At 68.7% G+C, this 20,183-nt stretch carries 20 protein-coding genes and 1 tRNA gene; 14 read left to right on the plus strand and 7 right to left on the minus strand.

The features are described 5' to 3' along the window. A complete protein-coding gene (locus tag TSO5_RS00075) occupies window positions 1-1,884 on the plus strand; it encodes a hypothetical protein (protein WP_109149704.1) in 1,884 nt (627 codons plus the stop codon). Continuing rightward, window positions 1,881-2,234, plus strand: coding sequence for a hypothetical protein (locus TSO5_RS00080; RefSeq protein WP_109149705.1), 354 nt, complete (start codon window positions 1,881-1,883; stop codon window positions 2,232-2,234). Before TSO5_RS00075 ends, TSO5_RS00080 begins: the two co-directional genes overlap by 4 nt. Window positions 2,235-2,240: 6 nt before the next feature. On the opposite strand, the gene TSO5_RS00085 is transcribed toward TSO5_RS00080, so the two are convergent. From TSO5_RS00085 to TSO5_RS00100, 5 genes are all read right to left on the minus strand, one after another. Continuing rightward, window positions 2,241-2,690, minus strand: coding sequence for a diheme cytochrome c (locus TSO5_RS00085; protein ID WP_109149706.1), 450 nt, complete (start codon window positions 2,688-2,690; stop codon window positions 2,241-2,243). 10 nt (window positions 2,691-2,700) lie between these two features. Next, the gene (locus tag TSO5_RS00090; protein WP_109149707.1) at window positions 2,701-3,138 is read right to left on the minus strand and encodes a DUF1924 domain-containing protein; all 438 of its coding nucleotides are present in this window, start codon (window positions 3,136-3,138) and stop codon (window positions 2,701-2,703) included. Then, on the minus strand, window positions 3,135-3,686 hold the full coding sequence (locus TSO5_RS00095) for a hypothetical protein (protein ID WP_109149708.1): 552 nt from the start codon (window positions 3,684-3,686) through the stop codon (window positions 3,135-3,137). Before TSO5_RS00095 ends, TSO5_RS00090 begins: the two co-directional genes overlap by 4 nt. A 25-nt stretch (window positions 3,687-3,711) precedes the next feature. Next, window positions 3,712-3,861, minus strand: coding sequence for a hypothetical protein (locus TSO5_RS32510; RefSeq protein ID WP_158282322.1), 150 nt, complete (start codon window positions 3,859-3,861; stop codon window positions 3,712-3,714). A 79-nt stretch (window positions 3,862-3,940) separates the two neighbouring features. Next, window positions 3,941-4,378: a cytochrome c maturation protein CcmE gene (locus tag TSO5_RS00100; RefSeq protein ID WP_146203654.1), complete on the minus strand. Its 438-nt coding sequence runs from the start codon at window positions 4,376-4,378 to the stop codon at window positions 3,941-3,943. 250 nt (window positions 4,379-4,628) lie between these two features. On the opposite strand from TSO5_RS00100, the gene TSO5_RS00105 reads away from it, so the two are divergent. The 10 genes from TSO5_RS00105 to TSO5_RS00150 all read left to right on the plus strand — a co-directional run bounded on the left by TSO5_RS00105 (window position 4,629) and on the right by TSO5_RS00150 (window position 17,204). Continuing rightward, the gene (locus TSO5_RS00105; RefSeq protein WP_247870500.1) at window positions 4,629-4,955 is read left to right on the plus strand and encodes a PepSY domain-containing protein; all 327 of its coding nucleotides are present in this window, start codon (window positions 4,629-4,631) and stop codon (window positions 4,953-4,955) included. A 4-nt stretch (window positions 4,956-4,959) separates the two neighbouring features. Continuing rightward, on the plus strand, window positions 4,960-5,619 hold the full coding sequence (locus TSO5_RS00110; protein WP_109149710.1) for a response regulator transcription factor: 660 nt from the start codon (window positions 4,960-4,962) through the stop codon (window positions 5,617-5,619). A gap of 22 nt (window positions 5,620-5,641) precedes the next feature. Beyond that, window positions 5,642-6,997 (plus strand): sensor histidine kinase, encoded by a 1,356-nt coding sequence (locus tag TSO5_RS00115; protein WP_109149711.1) that lies wholly within the window; start codon window positions 5,642-5,644, stop codon window positions 6,995-6,997. 219 nt (window positions 6,998-7,216) lie between these two features. Beyond that, window positions 7,217-7,618 carry an EF-hand domain-containing protein gene (locus tag TSO5_RS00120; protein WP_109149712.1) on the plus strand — a complete coding sequence of 134 codons (402 nt, stop codon included), beginning with the start codon at window positions 7,217-7,219 and terminating at the stop codon, window positions 7,616-7,618. A 332-nt stretch (window positions 7,619-7,950) separates the two neighbouring features. Beyond that, entirely contained in the window at window positions 7,951-9,036 is a 1,086-nt protein-coding gene (locus TSO5_RS00125; protein WP_109149713.1) for an aldose epimerase family protein, read from the plus strand. Window positions 9,037-9,086: 50 nt separating this feature from the next. Then, the gene (pyk, locus tag TSO5_RS00130) at window positions 9,087-10,586 is read left to right on the plus strand and encodes a pyruvate kinase (protein WP_109149714.1); all 1,500 of its coding nucleotides are present in this window, start codon (window positions 9,087-9,089) and stop codon (window positions 10,584-10,586) included. Window positions 10,587-10,917: 331 nt separating this feature from the next. Next, on the plus strand, window positions 10,918-12,393 hold the full coding sequence (locus TSO5_RS00135) for an MHYT domain-containing protein (protein ID WP_109149715.1): 1,476 nt from the start codon (window positions 10,918-10,920) through the stop codon (window positions 12,391-12,393). 199 nt (window positions 12,394-12,592) lie between these two features. Further along, window positions 12,593-15,802: an EAL domain-containing protein gene (locus TSO5_RS00140; protein ID WP_109149716.1), complete on the plus strand. Its 3,210-nt coding sequence runs from the start codon at window positions 12,593-12,595 to the stop codon at window positions 15,800-15,802. Between the two features lie 111 nt (window positions 15,803-15,913). Continuing rightward, entirely contained in the window at window positions 15,914-16,249 is a 336-nt protein-coding gene (locus tag TSO5_RS00145) for a hypothetical protein (RefSeq protein WP_109149717.1), read from the plus strand. A 136-nt stretch (window positions 16,250-16,385) separates the two neighbouring features. Further along, window positions 16,386-17,204, plus strand: coding sequence for a formate/nitrite transporter family protein (locus TSO5_RS00150; protein WP_247870501.1), 819 nt, complete (start codon window positions 16,386-16,388; stop codon window positions 17,202-17,204). Between the two features lie 13 nt (window positions 17,205-17,217). Here TSO5_RS00150 and TSO5_RS00155 read toward each other — a convergent pair whose 3' ends face one another. Next, entirely contained in the window at window positions 17,218-18,123 is a 906-nt protein-coding gene (locus TSO5_RS00155) for a LysR family transcriptional regulator (protein ID WP_109149719.1), read from the minus strand. 146 nt (window positions 18,124-18,269) lie between these two features. On the opposite strand from TSO5_RS00155, the gene TSO5_RS00160 reads away from it, so the two are divergent. After that, complete coding sequence (locus TSO5_RS00160; protein WP_109149720.1) at window positions 18,270-18,632, plus strand: ribbon-helix-helix domain-containing protein; 363 nt, start codon at window positions 18,270-18,272, stop codon at window positions 18,630-18,632. A 137-nt stretch (window positions 18,633-18,769) separates the two neighbouring features. On the opposite strand, the gene TSO5_RS00165 is transcribed toward TSO5_RS00160, so the two are convergent. Next, window positions 18,770-18,846, minus strand: a tRNA-Arg gene (locus TSO5_RS00165). A gap of 295 nt (window positions 18,847-19,141) precedes the next feature. Between TSO5_RS00165 and TSO5_RS00170 the strand changes: the two genes are divergently transcribed. Continuing rightward, entirely contained in the window at window positions 19,142-20,176 is a 1,035-nt protein-coding gene (locus TSO5_RS00170; RefSeq protein WP_247870502.1) for a LacI family DNA-binding transcriptional regulator, read from the plus strand. The last annotated feature ends 7 nt before the right edge of the window (window positions 20,177-20,183 follow it).

Here is a 20,183-nt window from a genome sequence, read left to right on the forward strand (position 1 = left end):
ATGGGCGGGGCGATCCCACCATCGGTCACGCCTGCCGCCGCCACCGCCGCGGCAGCCCCCGCCGCGCCCGCCCCCGTCACCGCCGAGGCAACGGTCGTCCAGCTTCCCGAACGGCTGCCGGAAGTGACCCGCCCGGTGGTGCTGACCGGCACCGTCGCCGGCCAGACGCCGGATGGCCTGACCCGCGTGCGCACGGCGGCGGGCGAACTGCTGCTCGACAGCGCGGCGGAGCTGCCGCCCGACAAGCAGGTCACGGTGCAGATCACACCGGGAAGCACGCCCTCGACGGGGGCGCCCACCACAGCCCTGCCGGCCAAGCCAACGGCGCTGATCCTGCTGCAATCCTTGGGAAATCCGGCCGTGGGCGGCCCGGCCGCGCCGCAGACCGGCGGGACGGCACCGACCCCGACAGCCGGAAGCAGCGCGGCGCCCACCGTCCTGCTGCCCACCCCGACAGGCGCGACCGTCCCGACCAACCTGCCGCCGTTGTTGCCGGGCACCGTCGTACCGGCGCTGGTGCTGGCCGGCGGGTCGGGCGCCAAGCCGTTGGCTCCCGCAGCGACGCCGTCGCAGGGCACGCCGGCCACGCCGGCTGCGGGCACGCCCGGCCCGGCCGGTTCGACGAAGCCCGAGGCTCCGGCTGCCGGAACCCCTGCCGCGCCGATGGCTGGTTCTTCGATGGCCGGTTCACCGACACCCGCCCCGACGATGGGCGGCGGCAGCGCCACCTTCGGCACGCCGGTCCAGCTGGGCGGCGACGCGGCCCATCCCGGCGCCGAAACGCCGACGATGCCGAACCAGCCCGGCGAGACCGCCGGCAATCCCGAACCGCCCGACCTGCCGCGCGGCGCCACAGTGGCGCTGAAGATCCTGACCGTCACCCCACCGCCGCAACAGCCGCGCCCGCCCGGCGATCCGGAGGCCGGCGGACGCAACGGGCAGGCCGGAAACCAGCCGGGCCAGCAATCCGCCGGGCAATCAACTCCACTGCCCCTCCCCCAGCCGGACGAGGCGGCGCTGCCGCCCGACACGCCCATCCTGCGCGGCACGGTGGCCGGCAGCACGCCGCAGGGGCAGCCGATCCTGGCGACCAAGCAGGGCATGCTGGCGCTGAACGTTCCGGCAAGCCTGCCGCCGGGGGCCAAGGTGACGGCGGCGCTGGCCGACCTCGCCCAGGCGACGCTGGCGGCGGCCCCCACCCTGCCCGGCCCGCCGGGTCCGCTGGACGGGCGCAACTGGCCGGCGATGCGGCAGCTGATGGAGACGCTGGCGGCGGCCGATCCGGCGCTCGCCAAGTCGATGCTGGCGACGATGCCGCAGCCGAACCGCAAGCTGACCGCCGCGATCGGCTTCTTCCTGGCGGCGATGCGCGGCGGCGATGCGCAGGGCTGGCTGGGCGACGACGCGGCAATCGCCCTGGACAAGGCGGGCCGCCGCGATCTGCTGGAACGGCTGGAGAAGGATTTCGACGGTCTGCGGCGCGAGGCGGCGGAACCGCTGCCGGGCGACTGGCGCAGCTACACCATCCCGCTGATGGACGCCAATGGGCCGAAGCCGATCAAGCTGCATGTCCACCCGCTGAAGGAGGACGAGGAGGGCGGCGGCAAGGAACGGTCGAAGCCGGGCAGCCGCTTCGTCATCGATCTGGACCTCAGCCGCTTCGGGCCGATGCAGTTGGACGGGCTGGTGCGGCCCAATCATTTCGACCTGATCCTGCGCAGCCATGCCGCCCTGCCGCCGGACTTGCGGGTGGAGTTGATCCAGGTCTTCGCCGACAGCGTGCGGGCCGTCGGCTATACCGGCGGCCTGTCCTTCCAGTCGGGGGCGCGCAGCTGGGTGAAGCTGACCCGCGCCGGGCAGGCAGGATTGGGGGTGTCGGCATGAGGCGCGAGCGTCTGACCACCCGCCCCTCCCCCGACGCCCGCCACGACTTCCTGGTGGAACTGCGTGGCGAGCCGCTGCCGGGGGTGCGGTTGACCTTGCGGCTGGTGCCGGACCTGCTGGTGCCCGACCCGGCGTCGGTCGTCGCCTATCTGGTGGAGTTCGCCGGCTACGCCGATGGGCTGGAGGCGCTGGCCGTCGCCATTCTGGACGACGTCAACAACGAACTGGTCCCCCGCTGGGTCGAGGTGGCGGTGGAGAGCGACACGCCCCTGCCCCACCGCGTGGTGATCGAGGACCGGCAGCCGACTTGGGACAGTCCGCGGCTGATCGGGCGCCTGCGTCCGCTGTAAGCCGGCTCAATCGTCCTCGTAGAGGCCCTGCGCGGCGGTGCGGTGGCAGGCTTCGCAGTTGCTCTTGGCGCCGACCGACTTGCGCGTCCAGATCGACGGCGAGAAATCGTGCTTGTGCAGCCACCAGCGCTGTTCGGTGATGCGGATCAGCCGGCCGTCGCCGCTGCCGGCATTCTGCGTCAGATAGTTGCGGATGGCCGCGGCGGTGTCGGCCGGCAGGCTGGCATTCTCGCCGAAATGGTCCTGCAGGCCGTCCATGATGCGGTTCCAGGACGCCGCCGGGAGCAGGCCCGGCTGATAGGCCATGTGGCATTCGCCGCATTCCTTCTGGGTGGCGGCGTGGGTGACCGGCCGCACCCGTTCGAACTCGCTGGCCAAAGCGGCACCGGCGGTCACGGCGAACATGGCGAGCACGGCGATGCCCGTAAGCGGGCGGAGGCTGCGGTTGGGGGACATCGGCGGCTCGCTATTGGTTCGACAGGAAGGTGATGAAGTCGCCCTTTTCCTGCGCCGTGCAGGCGCGGCCGAGGACGTTGACGCAGTCGCGCTCGAAGCGCTTTTCGACCTCGGCAGGATCGGTGAAGCGCTTGGGATTGGCCGACACCGCCATCGGCAGGATGTCGCGCCCGGTCTTGTAATGGCGGCCGGTTCCGGCCGGATCGCGGGTGTGACAGCTGGCACAGCCGGGGGTGTCGGCCACCTTGCCGCCGGCATGCGGCCCGAGATAGAGCGCGCGCCCACGCTCCGCCGAGAAGCCGGCGAAGCCGGGGGTTTGCGCTTTCGCCTGGGCGGCATAGCCGTCGAGGATGCGGGCACGCTCCGGATCGCCGGACGCCGCCAGGGCGACCCCGGCGCCCAAGGACACAGCGGCGGCGAGGAGGAGGATCGGTTTGGCAAGTCTCATGGGATCACCCGGTTGGAAATGGTGGACAGCCACGCGGTGCAGCGGGACGCGATATCGGACGGAATCCGCTTCAGGCCGTGCAGCGCGAAGACCAGGGCAATGTGCGCCAGGATGAGGAAGAGGGAGGCCTCGCCGATCTCCTTGTGCAGATGCTCAACCTTGACGAAGAAGTCGGCGAGAGCACCGGTAGCCGCTGCGATCCCGACGCCGATCAGAAGGGCGGCGGACATCCAGGCGGTCAGCGGGCTGCGCTCCGCCCTCGCCTTCGCATCGCCGGTGAACAGGCGGCGGAGCCATCCGGCAACCGCCGTCAACGAGGGTCGGGGGAGGCGCAACGGGCTTCCCGCCGGGGCCAGCACGCCGGCCGCCACGCGCAGGCCGATGACGCCAAGGACGGCATAGCCGGAGAAGACATGCATGCCGTAGGTGTCCTCGTCGCCGGTGAGATAGGAGACGATGAACGCGCCCGAGACGATGGCGTGGAAGGCCAGAAGGGCGGTCATCTCGGCGCGGGAAGGTTTGCGGGCTATCGGCTTGCAGGCGGACATGGCGGTCTCCCTTTCCATAGGCGACTCAGTCGTCGTGGCTGGCGTCGTGGGTAAGGCCGCCGGTCAGCAGGGCGGCGACGCCGGAGGCGCCGTCCGCCCTGGCCTGATAGGCGGTGGCGAGGGCACCGACGACCACGGCCGTCAGCAGGGTGTGGAGGATCATCTTCTTCAGCATGGCGCGGACCCGGTTCGGGGGTGGACGGGGGTGGCGGAGCGGACCGGGAGCGGATCACCGGCCGGCTCCGCGGCTCCGGTCAGTCGTCGTCGCGGTCGCTGTCGCGACCGCCATCACGGCCGCCATCACGGCCGTGACGACCACCCTCATGCTTGCCCATGGCGTCGCGGCCGAAGGCGGTGCCGTCCTGGCGGATGATCTGGCCGGCCTGGATCGCGCCCTGGCGGACACCGCCGACGACGGTGATCTGGTCGCCGCTCTGGATGCCGTCGGGCAGGAAGCCGCGGCTGGCGACGTCGATGCGGTCACTGCCGTCGGTCATGACGAACCAGTTCGCCGCGACCTTCTCCACGGTGCCGGTCACGGTGCCGCCGCCGGCCTTCACCACATCGGCGATCGGCTGCGGGCTGGTCGGCTGGATGGCCGCGCCGCGGTGGTGGTCGCCGGCGAAAGCGGCAGTACCGGCGGTCGCGAGGGTGGCGGTCAGGAGGGCGGCGAGGGAAACGGCTTTCAACATGGCATCACCCGTGGTGCGGAGGAGAGCGTCGAAGCGCCCGATGAACCGCACTCTGCCTCACCGTGGCTGAGCCGAGCCTGAACGGGCCGTTCATCCGCCGTTCAGGATGAAAAAAAGCGATGCCCCCAGCACTCAAGGGCCATTCAGCTGCCATTCGGGGACCATTCAGCGGCGGTTCAGGGATGCGACGATATGCTGGTTCGATCGCGCGGCCCCGGTGCGCGATGCTGTTCAGACAGAGAGGTCGATCATGAGGACCGGTCCCGCATTGCTCCTTCTCCCCATCCTGCTGTTCGCGGCGGGGACCGGCGCCCATGCCGGCGACGACCACGAGCGCGCCCGCGACGCGCTGCGGGAGGGGCGCATCCTGCCGCTGGAGCGGATCGTCGAGAGCGCCAAGCAGCAGTTCGGCGGCGACGTGCTCGACGTCGATCTGGAGGATGAGGAGGACGGCTTCCACTATGAACTGAAGCTGATCGCGCCGGACGGCCGGATCCTGAAGCTGGACTATGACGCCGCCACGGGGGAACTGCTGCGGACCAGGGGCCGCCACCGGTTCCACGGCGAAGGGAGATAAGGCCATGCGCGTGCTGGTGGTGGAGGACACGCCGGAACTGGCCCGGCAGCTGAAACAGCGGCTGGAGGGCGAAGGCTATGCCGTCGATACCGCCGCCGACGGCGAGGAGGGCCGCTTCCTGGGCGAGACGGAGCCCTATGACGCGGTGATCCTGGATCTGGGGCTGCCGAAGGTCGACGGGTTGACGGTGCTGCGGTCGTGGCGGCGGGCGGGCATGGCCGTGCCGGTGCTGATCCTGACCGCGCGCGACGCTTGGAACGAGAAGGTGCAGGGCATCGACGCCGGCGCCGACGATTATTTGGCGAAGCCCTTCAGCATGGAGGAGCTGCTGGCTCGCGTCCGCGCGCTGATCCGCCGCGCCAAGGGCCATGCCACCGCCGAGATCGCCTGCGGCGGCGTCGTGCTCGACACCCGAACCGGACGGGTCACGGTGGATGGCGAGCCGATCGAGCTGACCGCCTTCGAATACCGGGTGCTGTCCTACCTGATGCACCGCAAGGGGCAGGTGGTGTCGCGCACCGAGTTGATCGAGCATGTCTATGCCCAGGATTTCGACCGCGATTCCAACACCATCGAGGTCTTCGTCGGACGCCTGCGCCGCAAGCTGGGGACCGATATCATCAAGACGGTGCGCGGGCTGGGATACCGGGCGGACGAGCCGTAAGGACAGGGCATAGGAGCGGGCGATGAGATGGACGGAGTCGCTGCGCTTCCGGCTGCTGGCCGGCGCAGCCGTATGGGTGGCGCTGGCGCTGATGCTGGCGGGATGGATTATCGCCGACCTGTTCCAGACCCATGTCCGCCAGCGCTTCGAGGCGGAACTCAGCAACCATCTGGAACAGCTGGCGGCAGTGCTGGAGATCGGCCCGGACGGCAGGCCGGCGCTGCGCCAGCCCTTGAGCGACCCGCGCTTCCGCCGGCCGCTGTCGGGCCTGTATTGGCAGGTGGGAGAAAGCGGGGACGCGCAGTTGCGCTCGCGCTCGCTGTGGGACAGCGTGCTGACCCTGCCCGACGACCGGGTGGAGGATGGGGTGCTGCACCGGCACGACGTGACCGGGCCGGCGAACCAGTCGCTGTTCGTGCTGGAGCGCTTCGTCCTGCTGCCTGAGCGGGCGGAGCCGATCCGCATCGCCGTGGCCGCCGACCGGGCCGAGCTGGCCGGCGTCACCCGCGCCTTCAACGCCACGCTGGCGCTGTCGCTGGCGGTGCTGGCGGCGGCGCTGATTGTTGCGGCACTGATCCAGGTGCAGATCGGATTGAGGCCGCTGTCACGCCTGCGCGGCGCGCTGGTCGAGGTGCGGGCCGGGCGGAAGAAGCGCTTCGACGTGGCGATGCCGACGGAGATCCGGCCGCTGGTGGAGGATCTGAACGCGCTGCTGGCCCATGCGGAGGAAACCGTCGGGCGCGGACGGCTGCAGGCCGGCAATCTGGCCCATGCGCTGAAAACCAACCTCGCGGTGCTGGCGAACGAGGCCGCCACGCTGGACGAGCGCAACGCGCGCGAGGTGGGGGCGGCGATGGTCCGGCAGGTGGAGCTGATGCGTCGGCATGTCGATCATCACATGGCCCGCGCCCGCGCCGCCGCCGCCCGCGGTGTGCCGGGCATCAGCACGCCGGTGCCGGACTGCGTCGCGGCGCTGGCACGGGTGATGCGCAAGCTGCATTCGGACAAGGGGCTGGACATCCGCGTCGATGCCGCCGACGGCCTGCTGTTCGCCGGCGAGCGCGAGGATCTGGACGAGATGCTGGGCAACCTGCTGGACAATGCCTGCAAATGGGCGCGCGGCCGGGTCGATGTGACGGGCCGAGTGGAGGTTGGCGGCATGCTGTCCGTCACGCTGGACGACGACGGCCCCGGCTTGCCCGACGACTGCCGCGAGGCGGCGCTGGAGCCGGGGGTGCGGCTGGACGAGAGCACGCCGGGGACCGGGCTCGGCCTTGCGGTGGTGCGGGATGTGGCGCGGCTCTATGGCGGCGACATCCAGCTCGGCGCATCGCCGCTGGGCGGGCTGCGCGCGACGCTGCGGCTGCCGGCGGCGTGACGGGCGCGCGGCCTTGCGCCGGGGGCATCGCGGCCATGCGTCGACCGACACCGTTGCGTCACGGAATCGGGCCGGTTCAGGGCGTTGCGCTGCGTGTTGGGCGCATTCCAAATCCAAGGCTCCGCTGGCCCCGGATCTGCGACAAGCTGGCGCGCTCGCCCTTTTATCAGAGGGGGCTAATATCGCAGTGGGGGTGCTGATTTCCGACGGGAGGTTCCGATGAAACGCTTCCTCATTGCTGCGCTTTGCACCGGGTTGCTGGTTGGCGGCTCCGCTCTTGCCCAGACCGGGCCGGGTCCCGGCATGGGTCAGGGAATGGGTGGCCAGGGAATGGGTGGTCAGGGTATGGGCGGCCAAGGAATGGGCCAGGGCATGGGGCCGGGTAAGGGCGTGGGCGGCACCGGTGCGATGCACCAGCAGATGTTCGACCAGCTCGACACCGACAAGGACGGCGCCATCAGCCGGAAGGAGTTCGTCGATGCGCCGCGCGGCGGTCCCGGTTCGATGACCGACGTCGCCAAGGCGCGCCGCGGCGCCCGGTTCGATCAGTTCGACAAGAACAAGGACGGCAAGCTGACGCCCGAGGAATGGGGCGCCTGGACGCCGGCCAAGACCAAGTAAGCCCTGCCAGACAAGCACACCGGCAGGATCCCGGCCAACACCCCTCCTCCGCCATTTCCATCCTGTTGGGAATGACGGCCGAGGGGCATTGGCGTCTCGGCATCATGCACGGCTTTCCCGGCCTGCGGCAAACTGTCCGGCGGGAGTTCGGGCTGCTAATGCGATTTGCCTTTCACGCTGATATATTAGTATAATAATCTCACGATCCATCCGGTGAGGCTCCATCATGACCGCGGATCCATTGGAGACGGCGCTGCTCCTGCGCGTGGTGATGATCCTGGGGCTGCTGCTTCTCGGTTTTTACTGACCACTTCCACAGGGATGCCTGGACCATGGCGACCGACCTCAAGCGTGAGAATTTCTCCGCCACCATCGACGGCAAGCCGGTGGATCTGTTCACCCTGCGCAACCGCCGCGGCATGGTGGTGCGCATCACCAACTACGGCGCCAAGATCGAGCAGGTCCTGGTCCCCGACCGCGACGGCACGCTGGGCGATGTCGTCCAGGGCTATGACGGGATCGAGGGCGTGATGGGCGGGCAGGCGTCGATGGGGTCCTTCATCGGGCGCTATTGCGGGCGCATCGACGGCGGGCGCTTCACGCTGGACGGCGTCGCCCATCAGGCCACGGTGAACAGCCCGCCCAACACCCTGCATGGCGGCCAGCGCGGCTCGCGCTTCCGCGTCTTCGACGCCCGGCAGCTGGACGAGGCCAGCCTGGAACTGACCTATGTCTTCCAGGATGGCGAGGAGGGCTTTCCCGGCACCCTGCCGCTGCGGCTGGTCTATACGGTCGGCGACGACAACGCCCTGACCATCGCCTGGACCGCAGTGGCGACCGACAAGACCACCATCGCCAACTTCACCGACCACACCTTCTTCAACCTGTCGGGCGATCTGGGATCGTCGATCCTCGACCATGTCGCCACCGTCCATGCCGGCCGCTATCTGGCGCTCGGCGAGACCGCGGTGCCGACGGGGGAGATCGTGGACGTCACCGGCACCCCGCACGACTTCCGCACTCCGGCGGCGCTGGGCGCCCGCATCGACGCCGACGACCCCATGCTGGCGCTCGGCAAGGGCTATGACCTGCATTATGTGATCGACAAGCCGCCAGGGGAGGCGGAAGCCGGGCCGGCGCCGGTCCTTCATGCCCGCTTCCTGCACCCGGCCAGCGGCCGGACGCTGGAGGTGCTGTCGACCGAACCCGGTCTGCAGCTCTACACCGGCAATTTCCTGGAGGGCAAAGCTCCGCGGGACGTCGGCAAGGGCGGCATCCTCTACACCAAGCACAGCGCCTTCTGCGCCGAGCCGTCGAAATTTCCCAACGCCGTCAACATCCCGTCCTTCCCGTCGACGGTGCTGCGTCCCGGCCAATGGTCCGCCGGGTCCATCGTTTATCGGTTCGGGGTCGCCTGAGGCGGCGCCACGCCGCCCGCCCCCATCCTCCCCTCGGAGTCACTATCGCCATGAACACCGCCAAACCGATCCGCCGGTACCGGCAGACGAAAGTCGTCGCCACGCTGGGTCCGTCCTCCTCCTCGCCGGAGATGATCCGCCGCCTGTTCGAGGCCGGCGTCGACGTCTTCCGCCTGAATTTCAGCCACGGCAGCCACCAGGACCATGGCGAGCGCGTCCGCGCCATCCGCGCGCGGGAGGAGGAGACCGGCCGCCCCATCGCCATCATGGCCGACCTGCAGGGGCCGAAGCTGCGGCTGGGCCGCTTCGCCGACGGGCCGGTGACGCTGACCGCCGGCCAATCCTTCTGCCTCGACCTGCTGGCGGAGCCGGGTGACGCCCGCCGCGTCGGTATGCCCCATCCGGAGATCTTCGCCGCCCTGGTTCCGGACGCCGAACTGCTGCTGGACGACGGCAAGGTCCGGCTGCGGGTGACCGCCTGCGGCGCCGATTTCGCCGAGACCGTGGTGGTGTCGGGGACGAAGCTGTCGGACCGCAAGGGCGTCAACGTCCCCGGCGTGGTGCTGCCGCTGTCGCCGCTCACGCCCAAGGACCGCGCCGACCTGGATTTCGCGCTCGACCAGGGAGTCGACTGGGTGGCGCTGAGCTTCGTCCAGCGGCCGGAGGATGTGGCGGAGGCGCGCAAGCTGATCGCCGGCCGCGCCGCCCTGCTGTCGAAGCTGGAGAAGCCGCAGGCGATCCAGCATCTGGACCGCATCGTCGAGATGTCGGACGGCGTGATGGTGGCGCGCGGCGACCTGGGCGTCGAGATGCCGCCGGAGGATGTGCCGTCGATCCAGAAGCGCATCATCCGCGCCGCCCGCATGGCCGGCAAGCCGGTGATCGTCGCCACCCAGATGCTGGAATCGATGATCTCCGCCCCCGCCCCGACGCGGGCCGAGGCGTCGGACGTCGCCACCGCGGTGTTCGACGGCGCCGATGCCGTCATGCTGTCGGCGGAGACCGCGTCGGGTGACTATCCGGTGGAAGCGGTGTCTATCATGGACCGCATCGCGCGGCGGGTGGAAGGCGATCCGCTGTATCGCGGGCTGATGGACGCCCAGCATGCCGATCCGGAACAGACGGAATCGGACGCCATCACCGCCGCCGCCCGGCAGGTCGCCCATACGGTGAAGGCGGCGGCCATCGCCACCTACACCACCAGCGGCTCCACCACGCTGCGGGCGGCGCGCGAGCGGCCGGAGGTGCCGATCCTCTGCCTGACGGAAAACCCCGCCATTGCACGGCGGATGGTGCTGGCCTATGGCGTCCACGCGGTGCTGACGGAGGATGTGCAGAGCTTCTCCGACATGGTGCACAAGGCGGCCCGGCTGGCCTATGTCCACGGGCTGGCCGAAGAGGGGCAGCGGCTGGTCATCACCGCCGGCGTGCCGTTCGGCATGCCGGGATCGACCAACGTCCTGCGCATCGCCTGGGTCGAGCCGCCGAGCCGTCCGAACCGCGAGCGCGATGACCGCGAGCGCCAGCCGATGGCCTTCGCCGACGCCTGAGTCGGGAGCTAAATCCAACCGGGGCAGTGCGGCTTTCCGGCCACCCTGCCCCCGGTTCGAATTGCACCTTTCGCAGGCCGCCAAGCTTCCGATCCGAACAAAGGGCGGCTTGGCAAAGCACCAAACATATGATTGCTCGGCCTTGCGGCCTATCGACTTCTGTGGCCTTGACATCGATCAAATAAAGATAGCTTTTTAGCTAACTACCGAACGTTGCCGGGTGCCAGCCGGTGCCCGACCACCGCAGTCGGGGTTTCCCCCTTCTTGAAGCCGTCCGGTGGAGCGGGCAATCAGGAAGACCGGCGGTCGGGTGTTGCAGGAGAGCTGTTGGATGTCGATCGAACTGGCCGGGCTTTGTTTCACGTCGGCGTCCGGCCTACCGTTCTCCCATGACCATTGGCTGGTGGCGCTGTCCTATGCCGTCGCCGCCTTCGCCTCCTACTCCGCGCTCGACATGGCGGAGCGGATGCACCGGACCGCCGGGATCGCCCGCATCATGTGGCAGGGCTGCGCCGCGGCGGCGCTGGGCGGCGGCATCTGGGCGATGCACTTCATCGCCATGCTGGCGCTGACCATCGACACGCCCGTCGCCTACGACCCGGTGAAGACCCTGCTGTCGCTGGTGACGTCGGTCTCCTTCGTCGCCATCGGCTTCCGCATCATCCAGGGCCGCCGGTCGCCGGCCGCGATCGCGGCGGCCGGCAGCATCGTCGGGCTGGGGGTGGCGGCGATGCATTATCTCGGCATGGCGGCGATGGTGCTGCCGGCCCGGATCGCCTACCAGCCCGGACTGTGGAGCCTGTCGGTCGCCATCGCCATGGCGGCGGCGACCGCGGGGCTGTGGCTGTCCACCCGCATCCACCACCGTCTGCGCGACCGCGTGCTGGCTGCCCTGGTGATGGCGGTCGCCGTCTGCGGCATGCATTACACCGGCATGGCCGCCCTGGTGGTGCAGGTCGACCCGATGCTGATGCCGGCGGATGGCCCGTTGGCGGATGGGGTGTCCAGCGGACCGCTGGCCGCCGCAGTGGCGATCGGCACCTTCGGCCTGTTGCTGCTGGCGCTGGTCTCCACCGCCGCCGACCGCCGGATCTCCGCCGCCGCCGCGCGCGAGGCCGCCGCCCTGCGCATCGCCAACATGGAGTTGCAGGCCGCCCGCCTGCAGCTGGAGGCGACCCAGCGCGAGATCATCCGCCGCCTGTGCAGCGCCGGGGAGTTCCGCGACAACGAGACCGGCCAGCATGTGGCGCGCATGGCGCAGATCGCCCATCATCTGGCCCTGTCGGCCGGCTGCGCGCCGGGGTTCGCCGCACAGCTGCTGGAGGCGGCACCGCTGCACGACATCGGCAAGATCGGCATTCCCGATCATGTGCTGTTGAAGGCCGGGCGGCTCGACGCCCAGGAATGGGTGACCATGCGCCAGCATGCGGTCATCGGCCAGCGGCTGTTGGGCGGCAGCGGATTGCCCCTGCTCGACCTTGCCGCCGAGATCGCCGGGACCCACCACGAGAAATGGGACGGCACCGGCTATCCCGCAGGGCTGAGCGGCACCGACATCCCGCTGTCCGGCCGCATCGTCGCCATCGCCGACGTGTTCGACGCCCTGCTGTCCGCGCGCCCCTATAAGGAGCCCTGGCCGCTGGAGGCCGTCGTCGCCCACATGCGCGAGCAGGCCGGCCGCCATTTCGACCCGGATCTGGTGACGGTCTTCCTCGACCGGCTCGACGCCATGCTGGAAATCCGCAGCCGCTTCGTCGACGCCGGGACCACACCGCAGCTTTTGTCACAGTCAGACGCCGCCGAGTGAGTATTGGGGTTTTCCCCTATGGAGTCCCTTGAAAACAGCCGATACCGGCCACCGATGTTCTGGAAATGCTTCACAATTACCGCGACTGGATTGGCAAGAACCGCCATCCGCCATTAACTTTTTCTTCGGCGATACAGGAATAATCGTGTGATCCGGCCGTCTTCACGCCGGACGTCGCCATCCTTATCGATCCGGGACAATGCACCAAACCCTGAGCGCCGAGTTCGACTGGCTCCCGGACCGCAAGCCAGCGCGGATCAACGCGATCTACGACGCGATCCCGGTGGGGATTGCGTTCCTCGACCGCCAGCTCCGCTGCCTGCGGATGAACCGGCGCATGGGCGCGCTGGCGGGACTTCCCGCGACCGCCGCGACGGGACTTCCCTTCACCGATGTCTGGCCGGAGGCTGAGGACGCGCTGCTCGCCGCCGCATCGCTCGCCCTGGCCGGCACGGTGGTGGAGGACATCGTCCTGACCGGTCCCCTCACCGGTGCGGAGCGGGCGCTGGTCGCCAGCCTGCATCCTCACAGCGATGGAAATGGGGACGGCGCCGCCCTGCTCTGCATCGTGGAGGACCGGACCGCCTTGCGGCGGTGCGAGGCCGAGCTGCGCCACTTCAAGGAGCTGCGCCGCCAGACGCTGGAACTGAGCGACCTGTATCCATGGTACGGCGCCCCGGACGGCATGCCGCGCACCACCCGTCGCTGGCGCGAGCGCACCGGTCTCAGCGCGGCCGACGTCGCGACGCCGCAGGGCTGGATCGCGGCGCTCCACCCCGACGACCGCGCGCCCTTCGAGGCCGCCTGGACCTGCAGCCTGACCGGCGGTGCCGCGCTGGAGATCGACCTGCGCCTGCGTGTCGCCGGGGACGGAGAGCCGGGCAGCGCGTATCGCTGGTTCCGCCGCCGCGCCGCCGCCCAGCGCGACGCGGCGGAACGCATCGTCCAGTGGCATGGAACCGACGAGGACATCCACGAACGCCGCCTTGCCGAAGACGCCCTGCGCGAGAGCGAGGACCATTACCGCCATTCGGTCGAGCTGAACCCGCAATTCCCCTTCACCCTCGATGCCGACGGGAGCCTTCTGGAGGTTTCATCGCGCTGGCGCGCCCTGGTCGGGCTGAGCCATGAGGAGACGCTGGGGCATGGCTGGATGCGCGCCGTCCATCCCGACGACCTGAACAGCACCCGGCAGAACTGGGCCGACGCGATCGCCACCGGAATCCGCATCGACAACGAAAAGCGCATCCGCATGGCGGACGGCAGTTACCGCTGGTTCCGCGCGCGCGCCACCGCACGCCGCGATGCGACCGGCCGGGTCGTCCGCTGGTACGGCTCGACCGAGGATATCCACGAACGCAAGTTGACCGAGGCGGCCCTGCGGGAGAGCGAAAGCTACGCCCGCCAGATCCTGGACAATATCCCGGAATGCGTGAAGGTGCTGGACATGGAGGGGCGGCTGACCTTCATGAACATCCCCGGCGTCCGACTGATGGAGCTGGACAGCTTCGAGTGCCTGAAGAACCAGCCCTGGGAGGCCAACTGGCCGGAAGAGCGCAGGCCGCAGCTGCGCGCGTCGATCGACATCGCGAAGCGGGGCGGCACCGGCCGTTTCCTCGGCTTCTGTCCGACGGCCAAGGGCACGCCGAAATGGTGGGACAATCTGGTCTGCCCCCTGCCCGGCGCCGACGGCCGGCCGCAGCGGCTGCTCGCCATCTCCCGCGACGTCACCGACATCCAGCTCGCCCGGCAGGCGCTGGAGGAGACCACCGCGCTGTTGTCCGGCGTGCTGGAAAGCACCACCGACGCCGTGGTGTTCGTCGACCGCGACTGGCACATCACCTACCGCAACCCGACCGCCGCCGCCGTCCATGCGGGCCAGGGCATCCGGCTGGGCGATGATTTCTTTGGCGCCTTCCCACAGCAGACCGAGAGCCGCAGCCTGTTCCGCAAGGCGATGGCCGACCAGACGCCCGTCGTCTTCGAGGAATTCGTCACCGCTCTCGGCCAATGGACGGAAATCCACGCCTTCCCGACCGCTCAGGGACTGTCCGTCTTCTTCCGCAACGTCACCGAACGCCGGCGGGTGGAGGAGGAGCGGCGCGCCGCCCAGGAGAAGATCGCCCAACTCGCCCGGCTGGATTCGCTGACCGGCCTGTCCAACCGGCTCTACTTCCAGGAGCGGCTGGAGCAGGCCCTGCGCGAGGCGCCCGCAGACGGCGTGATGGCGGTCCATTACATCGACCTCGACCAGTTCAAGGCCGTCAACGACACGCTGGGCCACCATGCCGGCGACGCGCTGCTGCGGCAGGTCGCCGAGCGGCTGCGCGGCTGCATCGGCGCCGCCGACCTCGTTTCCCGCTTCGGCGGCGACGAGTTCGCCGTCCTGCAGCCCAACCTGTGGGGACCGGCGGAGGCGGAGGATCTCGCCCGCTGCATCATCTCGGCGCTGGCCGAGCCGATCGAGATCGACGGCGCCCAGGTCCGGACCGGCACCAGCATCGGCATCGCCCTTTCCCGGCGCGACGGCGTCGAGGCCGATGCGCTGCTGAAGGCGGCCGACATCGCGCTCTACCGCGCCAAGGCCGACGGCCGCAACACCCACCGCTTCTTCGCGCCCGAAATGGCGGAGCGGCTGAAATCCTTCCACGACCTGAAGCTGGGCCTGCACGAGGCGCTGCGGCAGGGCGAGTTCGAGCTGCATTACCAGCCGCTGGTCTGCACCGGCGAGTCCCGCATCCGCGGGTTTGAGGCGCTGATCCGCTGGCGCCGTCCCGGCCGCGGCCTGATCCGCCCCGCTGACTTCATCCCCGTCGCGGAGGAAACCGGACTGATCGGCCCGATCGGCGAGTGGGCCCTGCGCGAGGCCTGCCGCGAGGCGACGCGCTGGCCCGACGGCATCGGGATCAGCGTCAACGTGTCCTCCGTCCAGTTCCGCGACAAGGGGCTGGTGGAGTCGGTGCGCCAGGCGCTGGCCGACACCGGGCTGGCGCCGGAGCGGCTGGAGCTGGAGATCACCGAATCCGTCCTGCTGCAGGACGACGACGCCAATCTCGGCACCCTGCGCGAGCTGCGGGCGCTGGGCGCGCGGATCGTCATGGATGATTTCGGCACCGGCTATTCGGCGCTGGGCTATCTCTGCCGCTTCCGTTTCGACAAGGTGAAGATCGACCGCAGCTTCGTCGCCAACCTGCCGCGCTGCGACGGCTCCACCGCCGTGGTGCAGGCGGTGGCCGGGATGGGCCGCAGTTTGGGCATCGTCATCACCGCCGAGGGGGTGGAGGAGCAAACCCAGCTCGACGCCGTCCGCCGGCTGGGCTGCCACGAGGCCCAGGGCTATCTGTTCTCGCGCCCGGTCCCGGCGGCGGAAGTGCCGGCGCTGATCGCGCGGCTGCAGGACGAGGGCTGAGACCTTCCGGATTCCGTCCGAAACGCAACGCCTTCCGGTGACGGCTGTTCTGGTACGGGAACGCATCCTGCCAGGACACCGACCCGCCAGGATACCGATTCGGAGGACCACATGGCCAAGACCACCACCGACCACGACGAGATCCGCCGCTGGGCCGAAAGCCACGGCGGCAAGCCGGCCGTCGTCCGCAGCACCCATGACGAGGCGCATGGCGCCGGCAAGAAAAGCCGCAAGACCGGCGTCGGCCTGCTGCGCCTGATGTTCCCCAAGGCCCGCCAGTCCGACCATGGCGAGTTGGAGGAAATCGACTGGAACGAATTCTTCCAGCAGTTCGAGGACTCCAAGCTCGCGCTGCTCTACGAGGAGGATTCGAATTTCAACAAGCTGATCGGCCGCGACACCGCGGAAAAGCGCGAGCATGGCGACCATAAGGCGGCGCGCCATTGACCGGCATGCGATTGACCGGCATGCGATTGCCCGCCCCGCCCGTCTCCCGCCCAAACGCGTAATGGATATCGAAGGGAACGCCCCCGCGGGACGTTCCCTTTTCTCTTTGGTCAGCCCTTTATCGGAGGTTCCGCCCGTGCCCGACGCCAGCGATACCCGTCTGAACCAGGACGAGCGGGACGAGGTCAAGGAACGCTCCAACCCGCCGGCGCTGATCCTGCACGAGGCCATCCGCCTGGAGGGGCAGGAGGAGCTGAAGCGCCCGACCTCCTCTCTGCTGTGGTCGGGTCTGGCGGCCGGGCTGTCGATGGGCTTCTCGATGGTGGGCGAGGCGCTGATGACGACCCATCTGCCGGACGAGCCGTGGCGGCCGCTGATCGCCAGCTTCGGCTATTGCTTCGGCTTCCTGATCGTCATCCTGGGGCGCCAGCAGCTGTTCACCGAAAACACGCTGACGGTGATCCTGCCGCTGCTGCATCGCTGGTCGACCCATACCCTGATGAAGGTGGTGCGGCTGTGGGCGCTGGTCTTCGCCGCGAACATCGTCGGCACGCTGCTGTTCTCCGCCTTCGCCGCCGGGACGGAGGCCTTCTCCCCGCAACTGCGCGCCGCCTTCGTCGAGTTGGGCACGACGGCGGTGCGGTCCGGATTCACGACGACGCTGCTGCACGGGGTGCTGGCGGGCTGGCTGATCGCGCTGCTGGTCTGGATCACGCCGTCGGTCGGGCAGGCGCGCTTCTTCGTCATCGTCGCCCTGACTTGGCTGATCGCGCTGGGCAAGTTCGCCCACGTCATCGCCGGATCGGTCGAGGTGTCCTTCGCCGCCATGTCCGGCGAGATCGGCTGGGACCGTTACGCCTTCGGCTTCCTGCTGCCGTCGCTGATCGGCAACGTGCTGGGCGGCGTCGGGATGGTGGCACTGATCAACCACGCACAGGTGCGGCAGGACCAGTGAGGGGGGTGAATTTTCAGTTGAACCAGGGCGAGTTGACGAAGGCCGTCCCGATCACGTCCCAGGCGCGCTTGATGGTCGGGAGTTTCAGGGATTCGGGTGTGGCAACGGCCCACAGCTCTATGCCGATGCGCTCGCCGATCGGCAGAACCGCGACCAGATCGTCGATCTCCTCAGAGAAGTCGGGCAGCAGCGCGATCCCGCGGCCGGTGAGAACCGCGCGATGGAGGGCGGAACTGGTGCTGACATTGACCAGCGGTCCGTTCGCGCTGCCGTGCGCGATGTCCGCCCACCGCGCGAAGGATGGGTGGTTCGAGTAGATCAAGTGGTTGAGGAGCGGGGCCTTTCCCAATTCCCTGAAGTTGGTCGGGGCATCGTTCTTGGCGAGGTAGCTTTTCGCCACCACGGGCAGGAACCGCATCACGCCCAGCTTCCGCGCTTTGTACTCGCCCTGCCGGTGGATGTCGCAGCCGGGGTGGACGAGGATGATCTCTATGTCCGCGCGTGACTCCATGGGCAGGATGCTGACCTGCGGCAGAGCGTCCTGCGGAAAACGGATCGGCGTCGGCGTATCGGCGAAGCCGGCGAGTTGCGGCGTCAGCAAATACGACCCGATCCCCTCCGGCGCCGAAATCGTGACCGGCTTCGCATGCCTGTTCGCGATGGTCTCCAGCAGCAGGTCGAAATTGGTGACGGCAACGACTGCAGCTTCGGCCGTGCCGAGGAGTTTCAGGCCTGCGTCGGTGAAGACCGTGCCCGTCGGCCGTTTCACAAAGAGCGGCACTCCGGCCTTGCGCTCCAATACCGCCATCCGCCTGCTGATGGTCGCGGCATCCACGCCGAGAGCCGCGGCGGCGTTGTAGGTCGAGCCGCCTTCGGACAAGGCCAGCAGCATGCGCAGCGTGGTCAGGTCCGTCGTCATCGGTTCCTCCCCATTTCCCAGACAGGCCTTGGTGCTGCATCCGTGCAGCACGGTACCGCCACTGGCGAGGGTACCATGGCATATCCAGACGTCATACTACAGCATCAAGCAGCAGAGCCGCATTTGTGATCGGAGGTGTCGGAAATATGGGCTTGTATGACCCAATCCTGAAGAACATTGTGATCAATGGTCATCGTACGTCCATGAATATGGAGCGTGTGTATTGGGAAATACTCGATGAAATCTGCTTGCGGGAATGCTTGACCCGCGACAGGATGCTGACGATGATCTACAAGCGCAACTCCGATCCATCAAATTCGGAAGCAACGCTTACATCTGCCGTGCGAGTGTTCATCCTGTCTTATCAGAGGGCTGCGGCCACCGAATGCGGGCATCTTTTGGCGAGGCATGGGAATGGCACGCCGATGCTCGGCACCCCTCTGGAGCTATCCGAAGATCACGTCATCTTATCGAAGCACAAATACCCAGAATTACTTGTTTCACCCTGAACTGACGCTTCAGCCCCCTGCACGAAGCCTTTTGCCACACGCAACCGACCGGGACCAGGATCGCATCTGCACCCGGGCATGGCGCAGGACAAAACGAAAAGGGCTTAGCCGATGAAACGGCTAAGCCCTTGAATTCGTGGCGGACCCGACGAGATTCGAACTCATGACCTCTGCCTTCGGAGGGCAGCGCTCTATCCAGCTGAGCTACGGGTCCATCGCTGGTGGAGGCGCAACATAGCCTAAGGTCTGCGGGGACGCAAACACTAAAATCGCTGTTTTTTCGACGGCTTGCGGACACCGTTCCGATCCCCATGACCGCTGCCTTCGGAGAGCCGCGCTCCTGCGATAAGCCCGAATGGAAACGTTTCCATTCTTCACGAAACCGTTTTCACGGCGTCACGCGATTGCAACACGCCGTCGCCACTCTGCGCCCACGCCGGATCGGCCGGCGCCGGGAACAAGGGCTGCGGATGGTGCGGGGCGGCATGAGGATTACGGACGGGAGGGCGATGGACCGCCGGACCATGGACCGGGTGGCGACGATCCGCGACGTGGCGGCGCTCGCCGGGGTGTCCATCGCCACCGTGTCGCGCGTCCTCAACGGCAGCGGCAACGCCACGCCGGAAACCATGGAGAAGGTGCGCGCCGCCGCCTCCAACCTGTCCTTCCGGCCCAGCACCATCGGGCGCAGCCTGAAGGCGGCGCGCACCCGCACCGTCGGCGTGCTGGTGCCGTCGCTGACCAATCCCGTCTTCGCCGAAAGCGTCGCCGGCATCCAGGACGCGGCGGCGGAGGTCGGGTACAGCGTGCTGATCGCCTCCACCGACTATGATCCGGCCCGCGAATCGCGCGCCATCGAAGGGCTGCTGTCGAACCGGGTCGAAGGGCTGGTGCTGACCGTCGCCGATGCCGACCGCAGCGGTTCGCTCGACACGCTGGACGAGGTGCGGCTGCCCTATGTGCTGGCCTACAACCAGCCGGAACGGGCGCCGCGTGCCCATGTGTCGGTCGACAATGTCGCCGCCTCCCGCGCGGTGGTGGAGCGGATGGCGGAGTTGGGACACCGGCGCATCGGCATGATCGTCGGGCGCTTCCGCCAGTCCGACCGCTCGCGCCGGCGCCATGCCGGCTGGCTGGCGGCGCTGGCCGATGCCGGGTTGCCGCCGGGGCCGGTGGTGGAGGTCGATTTCAACGAATCGCGGCTGGCCCACCGGCTGGCCCCGCATCTGGAAGGGCCGGAGCGGCCGACGGCGCTGTTCGCCTCCAACGACATGCTGGCGCTCGCCACCATCCGGGCGCTGCGCGACCTCGGTCTGTCGGTGCCGGACGATGTGTCGGTCTGCGGATTCGACGGCATCGAGGTCGGACGGCTGATGGCGCCCAGCCTCGCCACGCTGGTGCAGCCGGCCCGCGCTATGGGCGCCACCGCCTTCGAATGTTTGCGCACCGGCTTTTCCGGCGAGCGGCAAGGCCGCGCCGTGATGCTGCCCTTCACCCTGCGTCCGGGCGAATCGCTCGGACCCGCGCCGTCAAAATCCTCTTAAGCGCTTC

The organism is Azospirillum sp. TSO5 (genome assembly GCF_003116065.1).
Taxonomy (GTDB): domain Bacteria; phylum Pseudomonadota; class Alphaproteobacteria; order Azospirillales; family Azospirillaceae; genus Azospirillum.

Excerpts from the sequence above, each read along its gene's own strand:
- TSO5_RS00115 (WP_109149711.1), top strand. The coding sequence starts at position 5,642 with ATGAGATGGACGGAGTCGCTGCGCTTCCGGCTGCTGGCCGGCGCAGCC.
- TSO5_RS00125 (WP_109149713.1), top strand. The coding sequence starts at position 7,951 with ATGGCGACCGACCTCAAGCGTGAGAATTTCTCCGCCACCATCGACGGC.
- TSO5_RS32510 (WP_158282322.1), bottom strand. The coding sequence starts at position 3,861 with ATGCTGAAGAAGATGATCCTCCACACCCTGCTGACGGCCGTGGTCGTC.
- TSO5_RS00100 (WP_146203654.1), bottom strand. The coding sequence starts at position 4,378 with ATGTTGAAAGCCGTTTCCCTCGCCGCCCTCCTGACCGCCACCCTCGCG.
- TSO5_RS00090 (WP_109149707.1), bottom strand. The coding sequence starts at position 3,138 with ATGAGACTTGCCAAACCGATCCTCCTCCTCGCCGCCGCTGTGTCCTTG.
- TSO5_RS00105 (WP_247870500.1), top strand. The coding sequence starts at position 4,629 with ATGAGGACCGGTCCCGCATTGCTCCTTCTCCCCATCCTGCTGTTCGCG.
- TSO5_RS00170 (WP_247870502.1), top strand. The coding sequence starts at position 19,142 with ATGGACCGCCGGACCATGGACCGGGTGGCGACGATCCGCGACGTGGCG.
- TSO5_RS00135 (WP_109149715.1), top strand. The coding sequence starts at position 10,918 with ATGTCGATCGAACTGGCCGGGCTTTGTTTCACGTCGGCGTCCGGCCTA.
- TSO5_RS00145 (WP_109149717.1), top strand. The coding sequence starts at position 15,914 with ATGGCCAAGACCACCACCGACCACGACGAGATCCGCCGCTGGGCCGAA.
- TSO5_RS00080 (WP_109149705.1), top strand. The coding sequence starts at position 1,881 with ATGAGGCGCGAGCGTCTGACCACCCGCCCCTCCCCCGACGCCCGCCAC.
- TSO5_RS00085 (WP_109149706.1), bottom strand. The coding sequence starts at position 2,690 with ATGTCCCCCAACCGCAGCCTCCGCCCGCTTACGGGCATCGCCGTGCTC.
- TSO5_RS00155 (WP_109149719.1), bottom strand. The coding sequence starts at position 18,123 with ATGACGACGGACCTGACCACGCTGCGCATGCTGCTGGCCTTGTCCGAA.
- TSO5_RS00110 (WP_109149710.1), top strand. The coding sequence starts at position 4,960 with ATGCGCGTGCTGGTGGTGGAGGACACGCCGGAACTGGCCCGGCAGCTG.
- TSO5_RS00160 (WP_109149720.1), top strand. The coding sequence starts at position 18,270 with ATGGGCTTGTATGACCCAATCCTGAAGAACATTGTGATCAATGGTCAT.
- TSO5_RS00095 (WP_109149708.1), bottom strand. The coding sequence starts at position 3,686 with ATGTCCGCCTGCAAGCCGATAGCCCGCAAACCTTCCCGCGCCGAGATG.
- pyk (WP_109149714.1), top strand. The coding sequence starts at position 9,087 with ATGAACACCGCCAAACCGATCCGCCGGTACCGGCAGACGAAAGTCGTC.
- TSO5_RS00120 (WP_109149712.1), top strand. The coding sequence starts at position 7,217 with ATGAAACGCTTCCTCATTGCTGCGCTTTGCACCGGGTTGCTGGTTGGC.
- TSO5_RS00140 (WP_109149716.1), top strand. The coding sequence starts at position 12,593 with ATGCACCAAACCCTGAGCGCCGAGTTCGACTGGCTCCCGGACCGCAAG.
- TSO5_RS00075 (WP_109149704.1), top strand. The coding sequence starts at position 1 with ATGGGCGGGGCGATCCCACCATCGGTCACGCCTGCCGCCGCCACCGCC.